Here is a 25,473-nt window from a genome sequence, read left to right as displayed (position 1 = left end):
GAAGAAACCGAGTTATTGATGGGATCGCCACCAACTCGCCAGATGCTGCACATGAGGCGCCTTGAGGAGCGTGAAATGGTTGCCCGGCCCACGCCAGACGGTGAGATCCGGTGCACAACGACGCCAGCCGTCGACCATCGCCTGCTGCTCGCGCTGGTTGCCTGCCGCATCCAGTACCGGGTCGTCGGCCAGCACCAGGCGAACCGGCCCGGTGTAGATCGACGACGGTTGATAACGGGTCCGCAAGGCCGTACCGAAGGCCCGTGCCGGCCCACGCATCGAGTCCGTCGCCGAACGCTGCGGCAACAACCCGACGCGCACCATCCCGGCATGCAGCAAGCGCATCTGGCCGGCATCGTCCTGCGCGGCGAAGGCCGCCCGGTCGACTTCCAGCGACTTGCCGGCGGCCAGTTGCATGGTCTCGATCAGGCGCTCCAGCACACCCATTGCCGTATAGGGTTTACCTACCACGCCATTGCCTCCCGGCGACTCGCTGTCGATCAAGGTCAGTGAAGCCACCTCACGACCCCGTGCCGCCAGGCGCTGGGCCATTTCGAAGACCACCCAGCCACCGAAGGAGTGACCGAGCAGATGCACCGGCCCGTTTGGCTGCACGCTGTCGATTGCCTGCAGATAGGCCTCGGCGGCGGTTTCCACCAGGCTGTACGGCACCGTACGGCCGTCCAGCCCGCGGGGTTGCAGGCCATGGATCGGCCAGTGCGGACCGAATGCATCGGTCAGGCTGATAAAGCCCGTGACACTGTCGCCGGCCCCCGGGACGCAGAACACCGGCGTGTGATCGCCGCGCCCGCCCTGGATCGTCAGCAACGGCTGGTGGGTACCGCGAGGCGGCAACGGACGCCCGGCCAGGCCGGCCAGTGCCGTGTTGATCGCCTGCCCCAGGCCTTCGATATGTGGTGCCTGCATCAGGCTCTGGTGATCGCCCGGCACCTTGATGCTGTGCAACTGGCTCAGCGGCAGCACGTCGTCCCAACCCAGGTAGCCGCTGTGGGCCGGTGCATCATGGGCCCGCTCGGTGGCGGTAAACAGATGTACCGGCACGCTGTTGGCGTACACCGTGTAATGAGCCTGGGCATGACCGTGGGCGACTTCGCGATCCAGGTACTGCCAAAGATCCTGGGTCCCGTAGACATCGAGCTCCGGCGGCAGCACGCCCTGTTCGCGGCAGCGTTGCAGCAGGCCTTCGAAATCGAAGGACTGCAGTTGCGCACGCAACGCCTCCAGCCGCGCCAGGACATCCGCAGATTCCACGCGCCCCGCCCAGAACCGCTCGCAGTGTTCCAGCAGATGCTGTCTGTGGGCATTGTCCGGATTCCAGCGGGCCCGACCCTGATCCACCAGGCGCGGCAGATAGGTGTCGATCAGGCCGACGAACTCCACTTCCTCGTCGAGGCCAACCAGCTGGATGGCGATCTCATAAGCCAAGACCCCGCCGAACGACCAGCCGGCCAGGCGATAAGGCCCTTGCGGCTGGACCGTGCGCATCAGCTGCAACAGACGGGTCGCCAGGCATTCCATGGTCTGCAACTGCGTCTGCCCGAGGGCCACGCCAGGCAGGCCGTAGACCGGGATATCGCTGTCGATATGCTGACCCAGGGTCGGGAAGTACAGGTCCAGGCCGGTGAACTCGTGGACCAGGAACAATGGCCGTTGCTGACCGGTGGTACGCACGGCTATCACTTGATCGTCCGAGCGCACATCGCCGCTGCGGCTGTCCAGCAGGACCGCCAGCGCCGCGACACTGGCATGCTGGAACAGTTCGGCCAGGGACACCGGCAACCCGGCCAATGTCAGTTGGCTGACCAACCGCACCGCCAGCAGCGAATGACCGCCCAGGGCGAAGAAGTTGTCGTGACGCCCCACCCGCTCCAGGTCGAGCACCTCGGCCCAGACCTGCGCCAGGCGACTTTCCAGATCGCCATGCGGCGCCTCGAAGGCGTGGGTGGCGAACTGCTCCGCCTCCGGTGCCGGCAGGGCCCGCACGTCGACCTTGCCGTTGAGCGTCAGGGGCAAGGCATCCAGGCGAATGCAGATACCCGGGACCATGTATTCCGGCAAGTCGGCGGCCAGTTGCGCACGCAGGGTTTCGGGTTCCGGTACTTCGCCGTCAGGCAGCACGGTGTAGTAAGCCACCAGGTACTTGTCGCCCGGGCTGTCCTCGCGCGCCACCACCACGGCGTTGCGCACACCGGCACAGTGATGCAGGCAGGTCTCGATTTCCCCCAGCTCCACACGGAAACCACGGATCTTCACCTGGCCGTCGTTACGTGCCAGATACTCGAGGTTGCCGTCCGGCAGCCAGCGCGCCAGGTCACCGGTGCGATAGAGCCGGCCACCGAGATGCTCGGCGAACGAGTCGTCGCTGAAGCGCTCGGCGGTCATTTCCGGGCGGTTCAGGTAACCCAGCGCGACCCCGGCACCGCCGATATACATCTCGCCGACCACGCCCACCGGCACCGGCTCGCGCCGGGCATTGAGCACATAGATGCGCACGTTGGCGTTGGGCTGGCCGATCGGCAGGCCGAGGGTGCCCGGCAGTACGTCGAACACCTCGTAGCGGCTGGCGCAGGTGGTCGCTTCGGTCGGACCGTAGCCGTTGAACAGACGGACCGTGGACGAGTGCTCGCGCACCCGCCGGAACGACGCCGGGTCGGCCCGCTCGCCACCGCACATCACCATCCGCAGTCCCGCCAGGGCTTCGGGAATCAGCCCGGCATACAGGTTGAACAAGGCGGTGGAAGTGATCAGCACCGTCACTTCGCTGCGCTGCAGCAACCGGGCAAAGGCCGTCGGTTCAAGCAGCACCTGATGCTCGACAATCACCGACTGCCCGCCGTTGAGCAAGGCACCCCAGATTTCCGGGCTGCTGGCATCGAACGCCGGGTTGGAGGAGAAGGCCACGCGGTCCTCGGGGGAGAAATCGTAGTAGCCATTGTCCTGGACCAGACGCGCCAGGCCGTTATGGCTGACGATCACGCCCTTGGGCTGACCGGTGGAACCGGAGGTGTAGATGATGCAGGCCGGTGTGTCTCCCGCCGTGTTGTCCTCAAGTGCCGGTGGTGCCTGATTGACCGCCAGAGTTACGGGTTCCAGGGTGTCCAGGTTCAAGCGTGGCGTACCTTCGGGGGCCGACAGGTCGCTGCGGGTCAGCAGCACAATGGCTTCACTGTCTTCTAGCATGAAGCGCACGCGCTCCTCGGGAGCCAGGCGATCCAGCGCCAGGTAGGCGGCGCCGCACTTGAGGGTCGCCAACAGGCTCGCCAGCAAGTCAATCGAACGATCCAGCAGGATCGCCACCCGGGTTCCCGGCACCACGCCCTGCTCCCGCAGGCTGTGGGCCAAGGCATTGGCGCGGGTATCGAGTTCGCCGTAACTCACGGTCAACTCGCCCTGACGTACCGCAATTGCCTCTGGCCGCGCCGCCGCATGGGCCTCGAACAGCTGGTGAATCAGTTGGCCATGGGGATAGGCACGTTCGGTCCGGTTGAAGTCGAGCAACAGTTGCCGACGTTCCGCCAGCGGCAGGATCGACAGATCGTGCAACGGCATTTCCGGCGTGCGTTCCAGCGCTTCCACCAGGTTCTCCAGCGCCGCGTGCATGTAGCCGCAGATACGCTGGGCACCGATTTCAGCCAGCACCTGCGCGGTCAGCACAAAGGCTTCGCCGAGATCATCGATACTCAGGGACAGCGGGTAGTTGGTCCACTCATCGCCACCCAGGCTCTCGATCCCGCTCCACGCCGCCTGGGCTTGGTTGTCGAGTTGCCCGCCACTGTGCCGGTAGTTGAGCAAGGCACTGAACAACGGTGCCGGGGCAACGACGCCGCTGCAACGTTGGGCCAGGGCCAGGGACGCATGTTCGTGACCGAGCAAGGCACTCAGGCGGGCATGGGTCGCCCGGACACCGGCCCGGGCACCCTGGGCGCCGACCTCGACGCGCAGCGGCAAGGTGTTGATAAACATCCCCAACGCCCGATCCGCGCCCTCGCCGCCTTGCATCCGGCCCATCAGCACGGTGCCGAAGACCACGTCCTCGCGGCCGCTGAGGCCACCGACCACCTGAGCCCAGGCCAGGTGATGCAGGCTGGCGGCGCTGACGCCGAGCTGGCGGGCACATTGCCGCAAGCGCAGGCTCAGGGCCTCGTCGACCACCCGGTGGGCCTGATCGATGGCGCTGCCGTCACCCTGCACATCGTCCAGGCCGAATGGCAGGGTCGACTCGTCGACATCGCCGAGCATCTCGCGGAAGAACGCTTCGTGGGATTCCTGGCTGACACCCAGGCGCGCCTGGGCCACGTAGTTGCGATACGGCACCGCCGCGCCCAGTTGATCCTGCTGCCCCAGCAGATAGGCCTGCATCTCGTGCCGCACCACGTCCAGCGCGGTGTGGTCGAGGGCCATGTGATGGAACAGGAGCAAGGCGACCCAGCGCTGCTGAGCGGCGTCATAGGCACAGGCCAGGCGCAGCAACGGCGCCTGGCGCACATCGAGCCGGTAATGCAACGGATCGAAATGCCCACGCAACTGGCTGTCGATATCACCGTCCGCGGATGCAAAGGTCAATTCCTCCAGCACCATCGGCGCCTGCCGCAGTACCACTTGCAGCGGCTCGTCCAGGCCCTCCCACAGTACGGCGGTGCGCAGGATGTCGTGGCGGCCGATCACCCCCTCGAAGGCGTCGACAAAAGCCAGCAGCCGCACGCGGTCTTCCAGGTAGAACAACGCCTGCTGCACATACGGATCGCCCTGCTCCGCCGCCAGGTGGTGATAGAGAATCCCCTCCTGCAACGGCGCCAGCGGGTAGATATCCTGCACATTTGCAGCACCGCCTGGCACTGTCGCCACGACCCGGTCGATCTGCGCCTGGGTCAGGCTGACCAGTGGCAACAGGTCCGGGGTGATATGCGTGCAGCCTTCAGCGATCAGGTTGGCCGGTACCACGATTTCCGTGCTGCCACCCACCGCCGCTGCCAGTGCCGACAAGCTCGGCTGGCCGAACAGTACCCGTACATCGGCGCTCAGGCCGACCTGGCGCATGCGTTCGATCAGCGTGACGGCCAATAGCGAGTGACCGCCGAGTTCGAAGAAGTTGTCGTGCCGCCCTACTCGCTCGACCTTGAGCAGCTCCGCCCAGAGTTGCGCCAGTACGCTTTCGACTTCGCCTTGCGGCGCTTCATATTCGCGGCTGATCAGTGCCGCGCCATCCGGGGCTGGCAGGGCCTTGCGGTCCAGTTTGCCGTTGGGGGTCAATGGCAAGGCATCGAGCTGCACGTAGGCTGCCGGGACCATGTATTCCGGTAGCGCGCCTTGCAGATGGCCGCGCAGACTTTCGATCTCCAGAACGGTTTCAGGCTGTTGTGCAGTGATGTAGGCCACCAGGCGTTTTTCGCCAGGGTTGTCTTCCCGTGCCAGGACCACGCTTTCCTTGACGCCAGGATAAGCGGCCAGACGCGCTTCGATTTCGCCCAGTTCGATACGGAAACCACGGATCTTCACCTGGTCATCGTTACGGCCCAGGTATTCCACCGTGCCATCCGGCAGGTAGCGACCCAGGTCGCCGGTGCGGTACATACGCCCGGCGGTGAACGGATCATCGAGGAAACGCTCGGCGCTCAGTTCCGGACGGTTGAGGTAGCCGCGAGCCACTTGCACGCCACCGATATACAGCTCGCCTGCCACACCCAGTGGAACAGGCTGACGGCTGGCGTCCAGCAGATAGATCCGCGTGTTCGCCACCGGTTTGCCGATAGGCGTGTTGTCCGGCGTTTCGTCCAACGGCCCGGCACAATCCCAGGCCGTGACGTCCACGGCAGCTTCGGTCGGACCATACAGGTTGAACAGCCCAACTTCCGGCAACTGTTGCTTGAAGCGTCGCACCAGATGCCCCGGAAGCGCTTCACCGCTGCACATTACTCGCAGCAGGCCACTGCCTCCGGCCTCGCCATGGGCGAGGAACAGATCCAGCATCGACGGCACAAAGTGCAGCGTGGTGATGTTCTGTTCGCGAATCACTTTGCGCAGATAACCCGGATCACGATGACCACCTGGGCGAGCCATCACCAGCCGAGCGCCGTTGAACAGCGGCCAGAAGAACTCCCAGACCGACACATCGAAACTGAACGGGGTTTTCTGCAATACGCTGTCCGAAGCGTCAAGACCGTATTCGTCCTGCATCCACAACAGGCGGTTAACCACACCACGGTGTTCGTTCATCACGCCTTTCGGCTGACCAGTGGAACCCGAGGTGTAGATCACATAGGCCAGATGCTCTGGGCGGACTTCAGCCCGCAGCGGATTGCTATCTGGTTGTGCGAGGAAACCTTCGTGCTCGGCATACTCAGGATCGAGCAACAGCACCGGTACGTTGCTGGCTGGAAGCACCGCACGCAAAGCCTCTTGGGTGAGGACCACCGCAGGAGCACAGTTCTCCAGCATGTAGGTCAGGCGATCAATCGGATAATCCGGGTCCAGCGGCACATACGCAGCGCCGGCCTTGAGAATCCCCATCAGCCCCGCCACCATTTCCAGGCTGCGGTCGACACAGATTGCCACCCGATCATCCGGACCAATGCCCAGGCCGATCAGACGATGGGCGATACGGTTGGCCTGACGGTTGAGTGCGTCGTAAGTCAGACTGCCCTTCTCGTCGACGACCGCTACTGCGTCACCACTGATTGCAACACGAGTTTCAAAGAGGCCATGCAGGGTGAGATCCTGCGGATAATCAACCCCAGTGTCATTGAAGCCTTCCAACAACTGCTGACGCTGTTCATCGTCGAGCAATGGAATCTCTGCCACCAGCGCCCGCTCATCAGCGGCCATCCCACGTAACATGGCTTCCAGGTAACCCAGGCAACGCTGCATGGTCGACTCGTCGAACAACGCCGTGGCGTATTCCAGAGTACCGAACAGACGATCACCGACCTCGGTCATGTCCAGCAGCACGTCAAATTTGGCCGTGCGACTGGTCACCCCGACGCCTTGCAGGGTCATGTCGCCGAGCGCCAGATCGACGTCCTCGGTGTTCTGCCAGGACAGCATCGCCTGGAAAATCGGGCTATGGGACAGGCTACGCTGCGGACGGACCACTTCCACCACCTGCTCGAACGGCAGGTCCTGATTGGCCTGGGCGGCCAGGGTCTGGCGCTTGACCTGTTGCAGCAGGGTTTCGACGCTCAGCGCTGCCGAGACCTCGACACGCACCGCCAGGGTGTTGACGAAGAACCCGATCAGGTCCTCCACCTCGGTGCGCAGGCGGTTGGCCGCCGGCGTGCCGATCACCACGTCATCCTGCCCGGACAGCCGGCTCAGCACCGCAGCCCAGGCGGCCATGACCGTCATGAACAAGGTGGTGCCCTGACGCTGGCTCAGGGACTTGAGACCACGGGTCAAGTCGGCATCGAGGGCCAGGCCCAACAGATGCCCGCTGTAGTCCTGCTGCGCCGGACGTGGCCGGTCGCTCGGCAGTGCCAGCAAGACCGGCGCACCGGTCAAGGCCTGCTGCCAATATTGCCCTTGCTGTTGCAGAACCTCACCGCTCAGCCAGTTGCGCTGCCAAACCGCATAGTCGGCGTACTGCACCGGCAACGCCGGCAATGGATCTTCCGCGCCCTGGCGGAAGGCTTCATAGAGTACCCCCAGCTCGCGAGTCAACACCCCGGCAGACCAGCCGTCGGAGATGATGTGATGCAGGGTCACCAGCAGCACATGGTCGTCATCGGCCATGCGCACCAGACGCCCACGCACCAGCGGTCCACGCAGCAGGTCGAAACTCTCGCGAGCCTCTTCGGCGGCGATGGACAGCAGCTCTTCTTCCGCTTCCGCCTGCCCGGCCAGTACATGCAATTGCAGGTTGAAGCCGATGTCGGCCGGGGCGATACGTTGTTCCGCGTCATGCCCCTGCAGTTGCACAAAGGTGGTGCGCAGCGATTCGTGACGGGCGACGATACGATCCAGCGCCCGCTTGAGGGCAATACGATCCAGGCTGCCGCGCAAACGTAGGCCGGCCGGAATGTGATAGGCCGAGCTGCCGCCGTCCAGTTGCGCCAGGAACCACAGGCGCTGCTGGGCAAACGACAACGGCAAGGCCTGGTCGCGGGACACCGGCACGATCGGCGGCTGACGGCTGCCAGCGGCCTGGGCCAGCACCTGGGCCAATGCCGCCAGTTCCGGCTGGGCGAAGATATCCGCCAGGCTCAGCTCGACGCCCAGGCGTTGACGCACCTGGGAAATCAGGCGCATGGCCAGTAGCGAGTGTCCACCGAGGTCAAAGAAGTGGTCGTGACGCCCCACCTGTTGCAGGTTCAGCAGGTTCTGCCAGATCTGCGCCAGGGCCGTCTCGGTGGCGCCTTGCGGGGCGACATGCTCGCGACTGGCAAAGGCATCGTCCGCCGGAGCCGGCAAGGCCTTGCGGTCAAGCTTGCGGTTCGGCGTCAACGGCAGTGCGTCGAGGATCACGAAGGCACTTGGCAGCATGTACTCGGCCAGTTGCGGTGCCAGTTCAGCACGCAAACCGGCGGCATCCAGGTGGACTTCTGGCTGGGCGACCACATAGGCCACCAGGCGTTTTTCGCCCGGACGGTCTTCGCGGGCAATCACCGCCGCTTCCTTGACCCCGGTGCAACCACCGAGGCGTGCCTCGATTTCCCCCAGTTCGATACGGAAGCCGCGAACCTTGACCTGGAAGTCGTTACGGCCCAGGTACTCGATGCGACCGTCGGCCATGTAGCGCGCCAGGTCACCGGTTTTGTACATCCGAGCATCAGGGCTGGTGCTGAACGGATCGACGAGGAAACGCTCGGCGTTGACCTGTTCAAGGTTCAGATAACCCCGCGCCACGCCGTCGCCACCGATAAAGATTTCACCGGCCACGCCATACGGTACCGGTTGCTGATGGGCATCAAGCAGGTAGATGCGGGTGTTGGCCATCGGCTTGCCGATGGTCGCGTTGCCGCTGCCCTCGCTGCCGGCCACGGCATCATGGCTGACGTAGGCCGCGGTGCAGGACACCGTTGCCTCGGTCGGACCGTAGGTGTTGATCAGTCGGGTATGCGCCGGGCGTACTTCATCCCAGAGCTTGAGCTTTTGTGCCGACAGTGCGTCGCCGGTCACGTTGATCAGGCGCACGCCTTCCAGACGTTGCGCGGCAACCTGTGGCTGGCTGTGCCACTCGGCGGCCAGGGTGTGCCAGTGAGCGGCGGTCATGTGCAGGAAGGTCGGACGAATACCGTGATTCTCCGAGCCCTCGCTGCCGAAGATCTCCCGGCTCGGCGCCAATGTGGCCCCGGCCAGCAGCGCCGGGAAGATTTCTTCCACCGACAGGTCGAAGTTCAGGGTGTTCTGTTGCAGTACGGTGTCTGTCGCGGTCAGGCCGAACAGGCGTGCGGCGTCGACGCTGTAGTTGACCAGGCCACGGTGTTCGATCATCACCCCTTTCGGATTACCGGTGGAGCCCGAGGTGTAGATCACGTAGGCCAGGTTGCGCACGCCGAGGTTCTTCACCACCGGGTTATCGTCGCGTTCGGCAAAGCCTTGGCGCTGATCGTCGTCGAGCAGCACCAGCGGCATGGCCAGTGCAGGTAAATGGCTCTGCAATGCACGCTGGGCCAGCAAGGCCGACGGCTTGCTGTCCTCGATCATATAGGCCAGACGCTCGGCCGGGTAAGCCGGGTCCAGTGGCACATAGGCCGCACCGGCCTTGAGCACGCCCAACAGGCCGACCATCATCTCCACACCGCGTTCGACGCAGATCGCTACCCGATCATCCGGGCCGATGCCCAGGCCGATCAGGTGATGGGCCAGGCGGTTGGCCTGGCGGTTCAGCTCGGCATAACTCAGGCGCTGTGTCTGGAAAGCCACCGCGATGGCCTCGGGTTGTGCCCGGACCTGCTCTTCGAACAGTTGATGAATCGTGCTGTCCTGCGGATAAGGCACTTCGGTCGCGTTGAGGCTTACCAGCAGATGCTCACGCTCGCCGGCATCGAGCAACGGCACGCGTTCCAGCACCTGGCTATCGTCGGCAACCATGGCTTCCAGCAGGCGCTGGAAGTAGCCGAGGTAACGAACCATGGTGCCTTCGTCGAACAGCGCCGTGGCGTATTCCAGCGAACCGAGCAGGCGACCTTGGGCCTCCCCCAGGTCCAGCGAGATATCGAACTTGGCAAGGGTCTGGCTTGCGCCCAGGCCTTCGAGTTGCAGATCACCGAGGGCGAAGTCGCCGCCGCCCATGTCCTGCCAGGTCAGCATCGCCTGGAAAACCGGACTGTGGGACAGGCTGCGCACCGGCTTGATCACTTCCACCACCTGCTCGAACGGCAGGTCCTGATGCGCCTGGGCGCCCAGGGTCGCGGTCTTGACCCGTGCCAACAGGGACTCGGTCGTCGGCTGCTCGCTGAGGTCGACACGGATCGCCAGGGTATTGACGAACAGGCCGATCAGCCCTTCGACTTCACTGCGCATGCGGTTGGCCACCGGCGAACCGATCACCACGTCGTCCTGCCCGGCCAGGCGGCCCAACAGCGCCGCCCAGGCGCTCATGACGGTCATGTACAAGGTGGTGCCGTGACGCTGGCCGAGGGCCTTGAGGCCACGGGTCAGGTTTTCGTCGAAGGCCACCGGCAGCGAGGCGCCGGCATAGTCCTGCTGTGCCGGACGAACCCGATCGGTCGGCAACATCAACAACGCCGGGGCCTCTGCCAGGGCATGCTGCCAATAGCCGCACTGCTTTTGCAGCAGCTCGCCACTGAGCCAGCGACGCTGCCACACGGCGTAGTCGAGGTAATGCAGTGCCAATGGTGCCAGTGGATCGTCCTGGCCTTGACTGAACGCTGCGTAGAGCGCGGCCAGTTCGCGGGTCAGCACGGCAATCGACCAGCCATCGGAGACGATATGGTGCATGGTCAGCAGCAGGACATGGTGGTCCTCGGCCATACGAATCAGTCGGCCACGAATCAACGGCCCCTGTTCCAGGTCGAAGGCCTGCACGGCCTCCTCGCTGGCCAGGACCTGGAGTTTTTCCTCGGCCGCCGCCAGCCCCTGCAAATCGTGCAGTTGCAAGCTGAAGCCGGCATCCGCCGAGGCGATTCGTTGCAGTGGCTGTTCGTCATCGCCCAGGATAAAGGTCGTGCGCAGGCCTTCGTGGCGCGCGACGATACGCTCCAGCGCCTGTTGCAAGGCCACCCGGTCAAGGCTGCCACGCAGGCTGAGGCCGGCGGGCATATGGTAGGCCGCGCTGGCGCCTTCCATCTGCGCGAGGAACCACAGACGCTGCTGGGCAAAGGACAATGGCCAGGCCTGGTCACGCGCCACCGGTACGATCTCCGGCAATGTGCTGCGCCCGGCCTGGGCGATCACCTGGGCCAGGGCCGTCAGTTCGGGATGGGCAAACAACGACGCCAGGCCCACCTCGACCCCCAGTCGCTGGCGGATCTGCGAAATCAAGCGCATCGCCAGCAACGAGTGGCCGCCCAGTTCGAAGAACTGGTCATGCCGGCCGACCCGGGACAGGCCCAGCAGTGCTTGCCAGAGCTGGGCCAGGGCGATTTCGATATCGCCTTGGGGCGCCTCGTAGCCACGGCTGATCACCGCCTCCAGATCCGGCGCCGGCAGGGCCTTGCGGTCCAGCTTGCCGTTCGGGGTCAGCGGCAATGCCTCAAGCAGCACGTAGGCCGCCGGGACCATGTATTCCGGCAACTGTTCCTGCAGGTGCAGACGCAGGCTGTCGATGTCCACCGAGGTGTGCTCGGCGGACAAGGTGTAATAGGCCACCAGGCGTTTGTCGCCCGGCACGTCTTCACGGGCCATGACCACGGCTTCGTGGACGGCCGGGTGTTTGGCCAGGCGGGCGTCGATCTCGCCCAGTTCGATACGGAAACCACGGATCTTCACCTGGTCGTCGTTACGGCCGAGGTATTCGATATTGCCGTCCGGCAGATAACGACCGAGGTCACCGGTGCGGTACATGCGGGCCGAGGCGTCCTGGCTGAACGGGTCCTTGAGGAAACGTTCGGCGGTCAGGTCGTCGCGGTTCAGGTAACCCCGGGCCACGCCGGCACCACCGATGTAGATTTCGCCCGGGACACCCAGTGGGACGGGTTGCTGATGTTCATCCAGCAGGTAGAACCGGGTGTTGCCGACGGGTTTGCCGATGTGGGGAGCGAAGCCATCTTCGCGATCCATAGCCACCCAGCTTGAGTAGGTGGTGGTTTCCGATGGGCCGTAGAGGTTGCACAGGCGTTGGACACCGGTCTGTTCGAAGAGGGTTTCCACCAGGCTGCGCTTGAGGGCTTCGCCAGCGACGTTGATCGTGTGCACCGATTCCGGCACGCCACCGACTTCCAGCAACGCCTTGAGGGCTGATGGCACGGTGTTGATCAGGCCGATATCGTGTTCGCCCTGTTGCAGTTCCAGGACGTTTTTCACCACCTCGATGCTGCCGCCGGAAGTCAGGGGTGCGAAGCACTCGTAGACCGCCAGGTCGAAGTTCAGCGAAGTGGAGAACAAGGTCTTGCTCAAGGCCGAACCATCAAAAGCGGCGTGGGCCCAGGCCAGGAAGTTCACGGTATTGCGGTGTTCGATCATCACGCCTTTAGGCAGGCCGGTCGACCCCGAGGTGTAGATCAGATAGGCCAGATGCGCCGAATTCAGCCCCGGCACCTCCGGATTCTGGACGGATTCGTCCTGCCAGGTGTCCTGATCGAGATTGATCAGCGGCACCGAAACGCCCGCCAACAGATCCTGGGTAGCCGACTGCACCAGCACCGCTGCCGGAGCACTGTCCTGCAACATATAGGCAATCCGCTCTACCGGGTAAGCAGGGTCCAGCGGCACATAACCGCCACCCGCCTTGAGAATAGCCAGCAAGCCGACGACCATCTCGACCCCACGCTCAACGCAGATCCCCACCCGCGAATCCGGCTGCACACCCTGTTTACGCAGGGTATGCGCCAGGCGGTTGGCCTGCTCGTTAAGCTCGCGATAAGTCAGGCGCTGCTCGCCATGCACCACTGCCTGGGCGTCCGGCGTGCACTGCACTTGCGCTTCGAACAACCCATGCACGGTCTGCGCCTGCGGATATTCCAGCGCCGTGTCGTTGAACCCCACCAGCAACTGCTCACGCTCACCGTCCGGGAGGATCGACAGGCTGTTCAGCGCTGCCTGTGGCCGCTGCTCCAGTGCTTCCACCAGACTGGCCAGGGCCGCCTGCATATAACCACCGACCCGCGCGGCACCGATCTGCCCGACGGCCTGGGTGGTGAGCATGAAGTCATCGCCCAGGTCATCGACGTTCAGGCACAACGGATAGTTGGTGCGCTCTTCCATGCTCAGGGTCTGGATGCCCTGCCAGGCCGACAGCGCCTCGGACGAGGCCACGCCGCTGGCACTGTGGCGGTAGTTGAGCAGCGTGCTGAACAGCGGCAACGAGCTCGGCACGCCACTGCAACGCTGGGCCAGGGACAACGAGGCATGCTCGTGGCCGAGCAGGGTCGACAACCGCCCGTGGGTCGCCTTGACCCCGGCCAGTGCGCCCTGGGCGCCAACGCTGAGGCGCAGCGGCAAGGTATTGATAAACATCCCCAGGGCCCGGTCGGTGCCCTCGCCGCCTTGCATGCGGCCCATCAGCACGGTGCCGAAGACCACTTCCTCGCGACCCGAGACCCGGCCCACCACCTGGGCCCAGGCCAGGTGCACCAGGCTCGCGGCGCTGACCCCCAGTTGCCGCGCACGGCTGCGCAGCCGCAGGCTCAGGCCGCTGTCGAGGACCTGGCGGGCTTCGTCGACACCGCTGCCGTCACCCTGTACATCCTGGATGCCATAGGGCAGCGTCGGCTCGTCGATATCGCCGAGCATCTCGCGGAAAAAGGCTTCGTGTTCCTGCTGGCTGACCCCAAGGCGTGCCTGGGCCACGTGGTTGCGGTACGGCACCGGCGCCGGCAATTGCCCGCCCAGGCCTTGCAGGCTGGCCTGCATTTCCTGCACCACCACTTCCAGCGCGGTGTGATCCAGGGCCATGTGATGGAACAACAACATCCCGACCCAGCGCTGATTGGCCATGTCCTGTGCGTAGGCAATGCGCATCAGCGGCGCCTGGCCGATATCCAGGCGGTAATGACGCGGGTCGAAGCGCTCATGCAGGTGTTCCAGCACATCACCCGCCGCCGGATCGACCGTTACTTCTTCCAGAACCAGTTGCGCAGTGCGCCAGACCACCTGCACCGGCTGGTCCAATCCCTCCCAGACCACGCTGGTACGCAGGATGTCATGGCGATCGACCACGCTCTGCAAGGCCTCGGCGAAACCACCCAGGCGCTCGCGATTGTCGAAGGCGAACAGCACCTGCAGGACATAGGGGTCACCCTCGTGGGCCGCCAGGTGGTGATAAAGAATCCCCTCCTGCAACGGCGCCAGGGCGTAGATATCCTGCACATTGGCCACACCGCCCGGCACGCTGGCGACAATGCGATCGATGGCTGCCTGATCCAGATCGGCCAGGGGCAGCATGTCAGGGGTAATACGTTCACAGCCAGGGGCAATCAGGTTGTCCGGTATCCGCACTTCCTGATGCCCACCTACCGCCGCCGCCAGGGCCGCCAGGGTCGGCTGGCTGAACAGCACCCGTACATCGGCGGCCAGGCCGACCTGGCGCATGCGCTCGATCAGTTTCACTGCCAGCAACGAATGCCCGCCCAGTTCGAAGAAGTGGTCATGGCGACCGACCTGCTCCAGTTGCAGCAAGGATTGCCAGATCTGCGCGATGGCGATTTCCACCGCGCCTTCAGGCGCCGCGTAGTCACGTCGTACCAGGGCTTGCGCATCCGGTGCTGGCAGGGCCTTGCGATTCAGTTTGCCGTTGGTGGTCAGCGGGAACGCGTCCAGGGCCACAAAGGCGCTCGGCACCATGTAGTCCGCCAGGGACAGCAACAACTGCGCCCGCAGCTCGGCGGCCAGCACTTCCTGGCCCGGCGTGGCAATCACATAGGCCACCAGGCGTTTGTCCCCCGGTTCATCTTCGCGGGCCAGCACCACCGCCTCGCGGACGCCTTCACAGGCAGCCAGCGCCGCTTCGATCTCGCCCAACTCGATACGGAAGCCGCGGATCTTCACCTGGTCGTCGTTGCGCCCCAGGTAATCGAGGCTGCCATCGGCCATCCAGCGACCCAGGTCGCCGGTCTTGTACAGTCGCGCCTGGGGATCCTTGCTGAACGGGTTCGCCAGGAAACGCTCGGCGGTCAGTTCGACACGGTTCAGATAGCCCCGTGCAACCCCGGCACCACCGACATACAGTTCGCCGACCACGCCCACCGGCACCGGCTCGCGGCGGCTGTCGAGCACATACAACTGCAAGTCGGGAATGCGCACGCCGATAGGGCTGACGCCCGCGCGCTGCGCATCCGCCGCCACCAATGGGCAGTAGGTCACATGCACCGTGGTTTCGGTAATGCCGTACATGTTCACCAGTTGGGTACCGGCGTTGGCCACCCGGGCGTACCAGGGTTTGAGAATCCCGGTTTCCAGGGCTTCACCACCAAAGATCACCTGGCGCAGGGAGTGGCGCAGATCGCTCTCGCCCTGGGCATTGAGCAACTGGCGGAAGGCACTCGGGGTCTGGTTGAGCACCGTCACCCCGGCGTTGCACAGCAGTGCGTAGCAGTCTTCCGGAGAACGGCTGACCAGTTGCGGCACCACCAGCAGACGCCCGCCGTGCAGCAGCGCGCCCCAGATTTCCCAGACCGAGAAGTCAAAGGCGAACGAGTGGAACAAGGCCCAGACATCCTGCTCGTTGAACTCGAACCAGCTCTGGGTCGCCGAGAACAACCGCGCGACGTTGCGGTGCTCGACCATCACGCCCTTGGGCAGGCCGGTGGAGCCGGAGGTGTAGATCACATAGGCCAGGTGATGCGGACTGAGCCCGCTGACCCGTGGATTGCTGCTCGACTGGGCCTGCAGCGCCGGGCTGCGCAGATCGACCCGTGGGCCGTCGAAGGTGTCCAGCAGCGCCAGGCCGGCGGCATCGGCCAATACCGCCACGGGAGCACTGTCCTGCAACTGGTAGGCGATACGCTCGGCCGGATAGGCCGGGTCGATCGGCACGTAGCCGGCGCCCGCCTTGAGGATCCCCAGCAGCCCGACAATCATCTCCAGGCCGCGCTCGACACAGATCGCCACCCGGTCATCCGGACGCACGCCCAGTCCCAGCAAGTGATGGGCGACCTGGTTGGCACGGGCATTCAGCTCGCCGTAGGTCAGCGTGCGCCCTTCATATTGCAGGGCCACGGCTTCCGGTTGCGCCACGACCCAGGCTTCGAAGGTGCGGTGGATCAAGGCGTCATCGGCATACAGCGCATGGGGGGTGTTCCAGCTTTCCAGCAATTGCTGGCGCTCGCCCGACGGCAGGATATTGATCGCGCCCAGCGCCGTGTCCGGCGCCTGTTCCAGGGCCTGCACCAGGTTTTCCAGGGCGCAGTGCATATAGCCGCAGACCCGCTCGGCACCGATCTGCCCTTCGGCCATGACGGTCAGGTTGAAACCTTCGCCCAGATCGTCCACCGACAGGGTCAGCGGGTAGTTGGTGCGTTCTTCACCGTCCAGCGCCTGGATGCCTTCCCAGGCGGCCAGCGCCTGGTCGGTCACGTTGGTATCGCCGATCTGCCGATAGTTGAGCAAGGAACTGAACAGCGGCGTCGACGCGGCCACGCCGCTGCAGCGCTGCGCCAGCACCAGCGACGCGTGTTCGTGGGCCAGCAGCCCGCTGAGTCGGGCATGGGTGGCCTTGAGACCACTGCGCACGCCCTGCTCGCCCAGCGCCACCCGCAGCGGCAAGGTGTTGATGAACATGCCCAGGGCCCGATCGGCCCCGGCGCCGCCTTGCAGGCGACCGAGCAGGACGGTGCCGAAGACCACATCGTCCTTGTCCGCGACCACGCCCAGTACACGACCCCAGGCCAGGTGATAGAGACTGGCGGCACTGACCCCGAGCTGACGGGCCTGCAAGCGCAGGCGCCGGCTCAGGTTGTCGTCCACACGTTGCCGCACCTCCTCGATCGCATGACCGTCACCCTGCACATCCTGCAGACCGAACGGCAGCGTCGGTTCCTCGATATCGCCGAGCATGTCGCGGAAGAACGCTTCGTGTTCCTCGCGGCTGACACCCAGCCAGGCCTGGGCCACGTAGTTGCGATAAGGCACGGACGGCGGCAGCTCGGCCTGGCGGTCGAGCATATGTGCCTCGATTTCGCCACAGAGAATGCGCAGCGAAGTGGCGTCGTCCACCAGGTGATGGAACAGCAGCATGCCGACCCAGCGGTTGTTCAGCGGGTCCCGGGCATAACCGATGCGCATCATCGGTGCCTGGCGGATATCCAGGCGGGTATGGCGTGGGTCGAGGCGTTCACGCAGTTGCTCGACCACTTCACCGTTCGCCGGGTCCAGCTCAAGCCGTTCAAGACCCAGGGTCGCTTCGCGCCAGACCACTTGCACCGGCGCATCGAGGCTTTCCCAGAATACCGAGGTACGCAGGATATCGTGCCGCGCCACCACGCCTTGCAGGGCCTGGGCGAAACTGTGCAGGCGTTCGAGACTGTCAAAGGCGAACATTGCATATTGCAGGTACGGGTCACCTTGGGCCGCGGCCAGGTGGTGATACAAAATCCCCTCCTGCAACGGCGCCAGGGCGTAGATATCCTGCACATTGGCCAGGCCACCGGGCACGCCGGCGATCACACGGTCGATATCGTCCTGACTCAGGGACACCAGCGGCAGCATGTCCGGAGTGATGCGTTCACAACCTTCGGGGATGAGGTTGGCCGGGACTTCGACCTCGTGCTTGCCACCCACCGCGGCCGCCAGGGCGGACAGGGTCGGCTGGCCGAACAGCACACGGACATCGGCACTGAGGTTGACCTGGCGCATGCGCTCGATCAGTTTCACCGCCAGCAGCGAGTGACCGCCCAGTTCGAAGAAGTGGTCATGTCGACCGACCTGATCCAGTTGCAACAGGTCCTGCCAGATGCGCGCAATGGCGATCTCGATGTCACCTTCAGGGGCCTCGTAGCCACGGCTGGCCACCGCCGAGCGATCCGGGGCCGGCAGGGCCTTGCGGTCAAGCTTGCCGTTGGCGGTCAGCGGGAAGCTTTCCAGGCTGACAAAGGCGCTCGGCAGCATGTAGTCGGCCAGGGACTGGCGCAGTTGCTCGCGCAGTTGCGCGGCATCCAGCTCAACCCCCGCAGCGCCGATGACATAAGCCACCAGGCGTTTGTCGCCGGGCTCGTCTTCACGCACCAGCACCAGCGCATCACGCACGCCTTCGCAAGCGGAGAGTTGCGCTTCGATCTCGCCCAGCTCGATCCGGAAACCGCGGATCTTCACCTGTTCGTCGTTACGACCGAGGTATTCCAGGCTGCCGTCGGCCAGCCAGCGACCGAGGTCACCGGTGCGGTACATGCGGGCGTTCGCCTCGCGGCTGAACGGGTTGTCGAGGAAACGCTCGGCACTCAGTTCGGCACGGTTCAGGTAGCCCCGGGCAACCCCGGCGCCACCGACATACAGCTCGCCGACCACACCGACCGGGACCGGTTCGCGGCGGGCGTCGAGGACATACAGCTGCAGGTCGGGAATGCGCTTGCCGATCGGGCTGGCGCCCAGGCGCTGGGCGTCTTCGGCCTGCAACGGGTAATAGGTCACATGCACCGTGGTTTCGGTGATGCCGTACATGTTCACCAACTGTGTCGCGGCGTTCAGGTCCCGGGCGTACCAGGGCTTGAGCAGCGCGGTGTCCAGCGCCTCACCGCCGAAAATCACCTGGCGCAACGAATGCGGCTGGCCGTTTTCACCCTGGGCAGCGATCAGTTGACGGAACGCGCTTGGGGTCTGGTTGAGTACCGTGACCCCGGCGCTGCACAGCAGGTTGTAGCAGTCTTCAGGCGAACGGCTGACCAGTTGCGGCACGATCAGCAAACGACCGCCATGCAGCAGCGCGCCCCAGATTTCCCAGACCGAGAAGTCGAAAGCGAACGAGTGGAACAGTGCCCAGACATCCTGCTCATTGAAGCCGAACCATTCTTCGGTGGCCGAGAACAGCCGCGCCACGTTGCGATGCTCGACCATCACGCCCTTGGGCAGGCCGGTGGAGCCGGAGGTGTAGATCACATAAGCCAGATGCGCGGCCGTCAGCCCCGGCACCTGCGGATTGCGCACGGACTCGTCCTGCAGATCCGCATCGTCGAGATTGATAACGGGCACCTGCACCGCTGGCAAGGCTTCCTGCACCGAGTGCTGGCTGAGCAATGCCACCGGAGCGCTGTCGCCAAGGGTGTAGGCCAGACGTTCACGGGGATAGGCCGGGTCCAGCGGGACATAACCGGCGCCGGACTTGAGGATACCCAGCAGACCGACGATCATCGCCGGGCCGCGCTCGACACAGATCGCCACCCGATCATCAGGGCGAACGCCCAGGGCCAGCAGACGATGAGCAACCTGGTTGGCACGGGCGTTGAGTTCGCCGTAGCTCAGGCTTTCATCCTGGTACACCAGCGCCACGGCCTCCGGCCGATCTTCGGCACGGGCTTCGAACTGCTGATGGATCAATGCATCGGCGGCATAGTCCTGGCCAGACTGATTCCAGTGGTCGAGCAACTGCTCGCGTTCGGCCAGCGGCAATATCGATACTGCATGCAACGGCGTCTGTGGTGCCTGTTCCAGGGCCTGGACCAACCCGTCCAGGGCCGTCTGCAAGTAACCGCAAACACGCTGCGCGCCGATGGCCGCGGCCACCAGCGTGGTGAAGTAGAAGCCGTCGCCCAGATCGTCGACGTTGACGGTCAACGGATAGTTGGTCCGCTCTTCGCCCGCCAGGGCCTGCATACCTTGCCAGGCGCTCTGGCCTTGCTCGGTCACCACCGCGCTGCTGTGGCGGTAGTTGAGCAATGCGCTGAACAGCGGTGCCGGTGCGACCACGCCGCTGCAACGCTGGGCCAGGGCCAGGGAGGCGTGTTCATGCCCGAGCAAGGCGGTCAGCCGCGCATGGGTCGCCTTGACCCCTTCGCGGACTTCCCGTTCGCCCAGGTCAACCCGCAGCGGCAAGGTATTGATAAACATCCCCAGGGCCCGTTCGGCGCCCTCGCCGGCCTGCATCCGGCCGAATAGCACGGTGCCGAACACCACCTGCTCACGCCCGCTGACCCGACCCAGGACCTGGGCAAACGCCAGGTGCACGAGGCTTGCGGCACTGACCCCGAACTGACGGGCCTGGACCCGCAGACGCTGGCTCAAACCGGCATCCAGGGCCAGGTGCGCCTGTTCGATGGCATGGCCGTCGCCCTGCACATCCTGCAGGCCGAACGGCAACGTCGGCTCGTCGATATCGCCGAGCATGTCCTTGAAGAACGCCTCGTGGGCCTGCTCGCTGACGCCCAGGCGGGCCTGGGCGACATAGTTGCGATAGGGTACGGAGACGCCCAGTTGATCGGTCTGGCCCAGCAGCCAGGCCTGCATTTCCTGCTTCACCTGGTCCAGCGCGGTATGGTCGAGGACCATATGGTGGAACAGCAAGGTCGCCAGCCAGCGCTGGTTGGCCGTATCCAGGGCGAAGACCAGGCGCAGCATCGGTGCCTGGCGCACATCCAGGCGTACCTGGCGTGGATCGAAAAGCCCCTGCAACTGCTCGGCGATATCGCCGACGCGAGGGTCCAGGTGAACTTCCTCGCTGCTCAACTCGGCATGGCGCCAGACCACCTGCAACGGCTCGTCGAGGCTTTCCCAGTGCATGGAGGTGCGCAGGATGTCATGCCGGTCGATGACCGCTTGCAGCGCCTGGGCGAAATCGTTCAGGCGGGCGCGGCTGTCAAAGGCGAACTGCGATTGCAGCACATAGGGGTCGCCCTGCTCGGCGCTCAGGTGGTGGTAGAGGATGCCTTCCTGCAACGGTGCCAGCGGGTAGATGTCCTGCACGTTCGCCGCACCGCCGGGCACCGTGGCCACGACACGGTCGATGGTGGCCTGGTCCAGGCTGATCAGCGGCAGCATGTCAGGGGTGATGCGCTGGCAGTCCGCGGCAATCCCATTGGCCGGAACCGCCAGGTCGCTGACCGCGCCCACGGACGCCGCCAGGGAGGCCAGGGTCGGCTGGCCGAACAGCACGCGGACATCCGCCGCCAGGCCGACCTGGCGCATGCGCCCGATCAGGTTGACCGCCAGCAGCGAGTGACCGCCGAGTTCGAAGAAATGGTCATGCCGACCGACGCGTTCGACCTTGAGCACATCGGCCCAGAGCCGCGCCAGGGTGATTTCGATATCGCCCTGGGGCGCTTCGTAAGCACGGCTGACCAGCGCCGCCAGATCCGGCGCGGGCAGCGCCCGGCGGTCGATCTTGCCATTGGCGGTCAGCGGGAAACTGTCCAGGGCGACATAGGCCGACGGCACCATGTAGTCCGGCAATTGCGTTTGCAGGTAGGCCCGCAGGGTATCGATTTCCAGCGTCGCGTCGGCCGAGCTGTAATAAGCCACCAGGCGCTTGTCGCCGGGGTGGTCTTCGCGGGCCAGGACCACCGCTTCCTGGATCTGCGGATGGCTGGCCAGACGGGTTTCGATTTCCCCCAGTTCGATACGCAGGCCACGGATCTTCACCTGGTCGTCGTTACGCCCCAGGTAGTCGAGATTGCCATCGGCCAACCAGCGCGCCAGGTCGCCGGTCTTGTACATCCGCGCTTCGGGATCGCTGCTGAACGGGTCCTTGAGGAAACGTTCGGCAGTCAGTGCCGCGCGGTTCAGGTAACCGCGGGCCACACTTGCGCCACCGATATAGAGCTCACCGGGCACGCCCAGCGGCACCGGACGCAATTGCTCATCGAGCAGATAGACCCGGGTATTGGCCACCGGTTTGCCGATATGCAGCGTCGCGGCGTGTTCGTCGATCAGACCGGAGGTGGCCACCACCGTGGTTTCGGTCGGGCCATAGTTGTTGATCAGGGCAAAGCGCTGGCCCTGGGGAAACTGCCGCAGACGGTCGCCGCCGATCAGCAGGGTGCGCAGAGTCGGGTGCTGCAACGACTGGCTGAAGGCATATTCGGCAATCGGCGTCGGCAGGAAGCTGACGTCCAGGGGCTGGGCCAGCCACCAGGCCAGCAGGCCGTCGACGTCTTCGCTGCCGGCCGTGGCCGGCGGCAGGTGCAAGGTGGCGCCGACACACAGTGCAGGCCAGACTTCCCAGGCCATCGCATCAAAGCCGAAGCCGGCGACACTGGAGGTCTGGCTGCCCGCTTCCAGGGCGAACGCCTGGCAGTGCCAGCTCACCAGATTGGACAGCTGACGGTGCTCGACCATCACGCCCTTCGGCTCACCGGTGGAGCCCGAGGTGTAGATCACATAAGCCAGGCTGGACGGTGTGGCGATATCCGGGTTGCTCTGCGGTTGCGCGTCGACACCCGCGGCGCGGCGGGATTCGCCGTCGAGCAGCAGCACTGGCACGTCCTGCACCGGCAGGCGTCCGAGCAGCTCGGCCTGGGTCAGCAGTACCCGTGGGGCGCTGTCGCGCAGCAGGTAGGCCAGGCGTTCCGCCGGATGAGACGGATCGATCGGCACATAACCGGCGCCGGACTTGAGGATCGCCACCAAGCCGACCAGCATGTCGAGGCTGCGCCGCGCGCTGATAGCGACCCGGTCATCAGGCTGTACGCCAAGGCCGCGCAGATGATGGGCCAGCTGGTTGGCCTGGCGATTCAGCTCGGCATAGCTCAGGGCTTGGCCTTCATGGACCACCGCGAGCGCGTCCGGGGTTGCCAGAACCTGGGCTTCGAACTGCCGGGCAATGGTCAGCTCGGCGGGATAAGCCGCGGTGCTGTGGTTGAAGTCTTCCAGCAGCAGTTGGCGCTCGGCGGCCGGGACGACCGACAGTGCGGACAGTGGCGTCAGCGGTGCCTGCTCCAGGGCATCGGCGAGGTTGACCAGGGCCGTGTGCATATAGTCGCAGATCCGTTGCGCGCCGATTGCCTCCGGAGCCAGGACACTCAGGGCGAAGTCTTCACCCAGATCATCCACCGACAGGGTCAGTGGGTAGTTGCTGCGCTCCTCGCTGCCGAGGATCTCGATGCCTTGCCAGGCCTGCACGGCCTGTTCGGAAACATGCTCCGAGGCACTGTGCCGGTAGTTGAGCAGGCCGCTGAACAGCGGCGTCGGTGCGGCCACGCCGCTGCAACGCTGGGCCAGGGCCAGGGAGGCATATTCATGGCCGAGCAGCGCGGTCAGCCGCGCGTGGGTCGCCTTGACCCCGGCACGTACGCCCTCCTCACCCACGGCAACCCGCAGCGGCAAGGTGTTGATAAACATCCCCAGCGCCCGCTCGGAACCTTCGCCGCCCTGCATCCGACCCATCAAGACGGTGCCGAAGACCACGTCCGACTTGCCCGACAGAGCCCCCATCACCCGCGCCCAGGCCAGGTGATGCAGGCTGGCGGCACTCACCCCCAACTGCCGGGCGCGGGTCCTCAGGCGCAGGCTCAAGCTCGACGCCAGGACCTGCGAAGCTTCCTCGATCTGCTGGCCGTCGCCCTGCACCTCGCGCAGGCCGAACGGTAGCGTGGGTTCGTCGACATCCCCCAGCATGTCGCGGAAGAACACCTCGTGTTCCTCGCGGCTCAGGCCCAGGCGCGCCTGGGCCACATAGTTGCGGTACGGCACCGGGCTGCCGAGCTGCTCGGCCTGCCCCAGCAGGTACGCCTGGATTTCATGGCGGACCACTTCCAGGGTCGTATGGTCCAGGGCCATGTGATGGAAACGCAACATCGCCACCCAACGCTGCTCGGCTTCATCCCGGGCAAACACCAGTTGCATCAGCGGCGCACGGGTGACGTCCAGGCGCGAATGACGGCTGTCGAAACGCTCCTTGAGCTGGCCGGCGGCGTCACCGGCCCCAGAGTCCAGTTCCACGGCTTCGCATTGCAACCGAGCCTGGCGCCAGACCACCTGGACCGGCTCGTCCAGGCCTTCCCAGAGCACAGAGGTGCGCAGGGTGTCATGGCGGTCGATCACCTGTTGCAGCGCCTGGGCGAAGTCGTCCAGCCGCTGACGGTCCTGCACCGTGAACATCATGTGCAGGACATAGGGGTCACCGGCCACGGCGGACAGATGGTGGTAGAGAATCCCTTCCTGCAACGGCGCCAGCGGATAGATATCCTGCACGTTTGCCACACCACCCGGCACGCTGGCGACAATACGGTCGATGGCCGCCTGGTCGAGATTGGCCAGCGGCAGCATATCCGGGGTAATACGTTCGCACCCTTCGGCAATCAGGTTGGCCGGCACGCTGATTTCATGGCCCCCACCCACGGCGGCGGCCAGTGCGGCCAGGGTTGGCTGGCCGAACAGCACCTGGACATCGGCACTCAGGCCGGCCTGGCGCATGCGCCCGATAAGGCTGACCGCCAGCAACGAGTGGCCGCCCAGTTCGAAGAAGTGATCGTGACGCCCTACCTGCTCGACCTTGAGCAAGTCGGCCCAGATCTGCGCCAGGGCGATTTCGGTTTCACCCTGAGGCGCTTCATAGCCACGACGGACCAGCGCGTCACTGTCCGGTGCCGGCAGGGCCTTGCGGTCGAGTTTGCCGTTGGGGGTCAGTGGCAACTTGTCCAGCACGACGTAGATGGCCGGAACCATGTACTCCGGTAGTTTTTCCTGGAGATGACGGCGCAGGCTGTCGATCTCGACCGAGGTATGTCCATCGGCCAGGGTGTAATAGGCCACCAGGCGCTTGTCGCCCGGGATGTCTTCGCGGGCCGTGACCACGGCTTCGTGGACGGCCGGGTGTTTGGCCAGGCGAGCGTCGATCTCGCCCAGCTCAATACGGAAGCCGCGGATTTTCACCTGGTCGTCGTTACGGCCAAGGTATTCGATATTGCCGTCCGCCAGGTAGCGACCCAGGTCGCCGGTGCGGTACATGCGGGCATTCGGCGTGGTTGCGAACGGATCTTGGAGGAAGCGTTCAGCGGTCAGGTCGTCGCGGTTCAGGTAGCCTCGGGCTACACCGGCGCCACCAATGTAGATTTCACCCGGCACGCCCAGCGGAACGGGCTGTTGCTGCTCGTCCAGCAGGTAGAACTGGGTGTTGCCGACCGGTTTGCCGATATGCGGGGCGAAACCGTCTTCGCGGTCCATCGACACCCAGCTTGAGTAGGTGGTGGTTTCCGAGGGGCCGTAGAGGTTGCACAGGCGCTGGACGCCGGTTTTTTCGAACAGGGATTCAACCAGGCTGCGTTTCAGCGCTTCACCGGCGACGTTGACCGTGTGTACGGACTCCGGCAGGCCATCGACTTCCAGCAATGCCTTCAAGGCTGACGGTACGGTGTTGATCAAACCGATATCGTGTTCGCCGTGTTGCAGTTCCAGGACGTTTTTCACCACGTCGATGCTGCCGCCCGAGGTCAGAGGGGCGAAGCACTCGTAGACCGCCAGGTCGAAGTTCAGCGA

General features: G+C 64.9%; 1 protein-coding gene. It reads right to left on the bottom strand.

The annotated features are described in order from the left end of the window. Positions 1 to 12: 12 nt before the first annotated feature. A partial coding sequence (locus tag CWE01_RS13310) for a non-ribosomal peptide synthase/polyketide synthase (RefSeq protein ID WP_157815213.1) occupies positions 13 to 25,473 on the bottom strand: 25,461 nt, incomplete at its 5' end.

Origin of the sequence: Pseudomonas sp. QS1027 (assembly GCF_002814235.1) — a bacterium.
Lineage (GTDB): Bacteria > Pseudomonadota > Gammaproteobacteria > Pseudomonadales > Pseudomonadaceae > Aquipseudomonas.
Note: the sequence above shows the minus strand (reverse complement) of the source record. Positions and strands in the feature narration are given on the sequence as shown.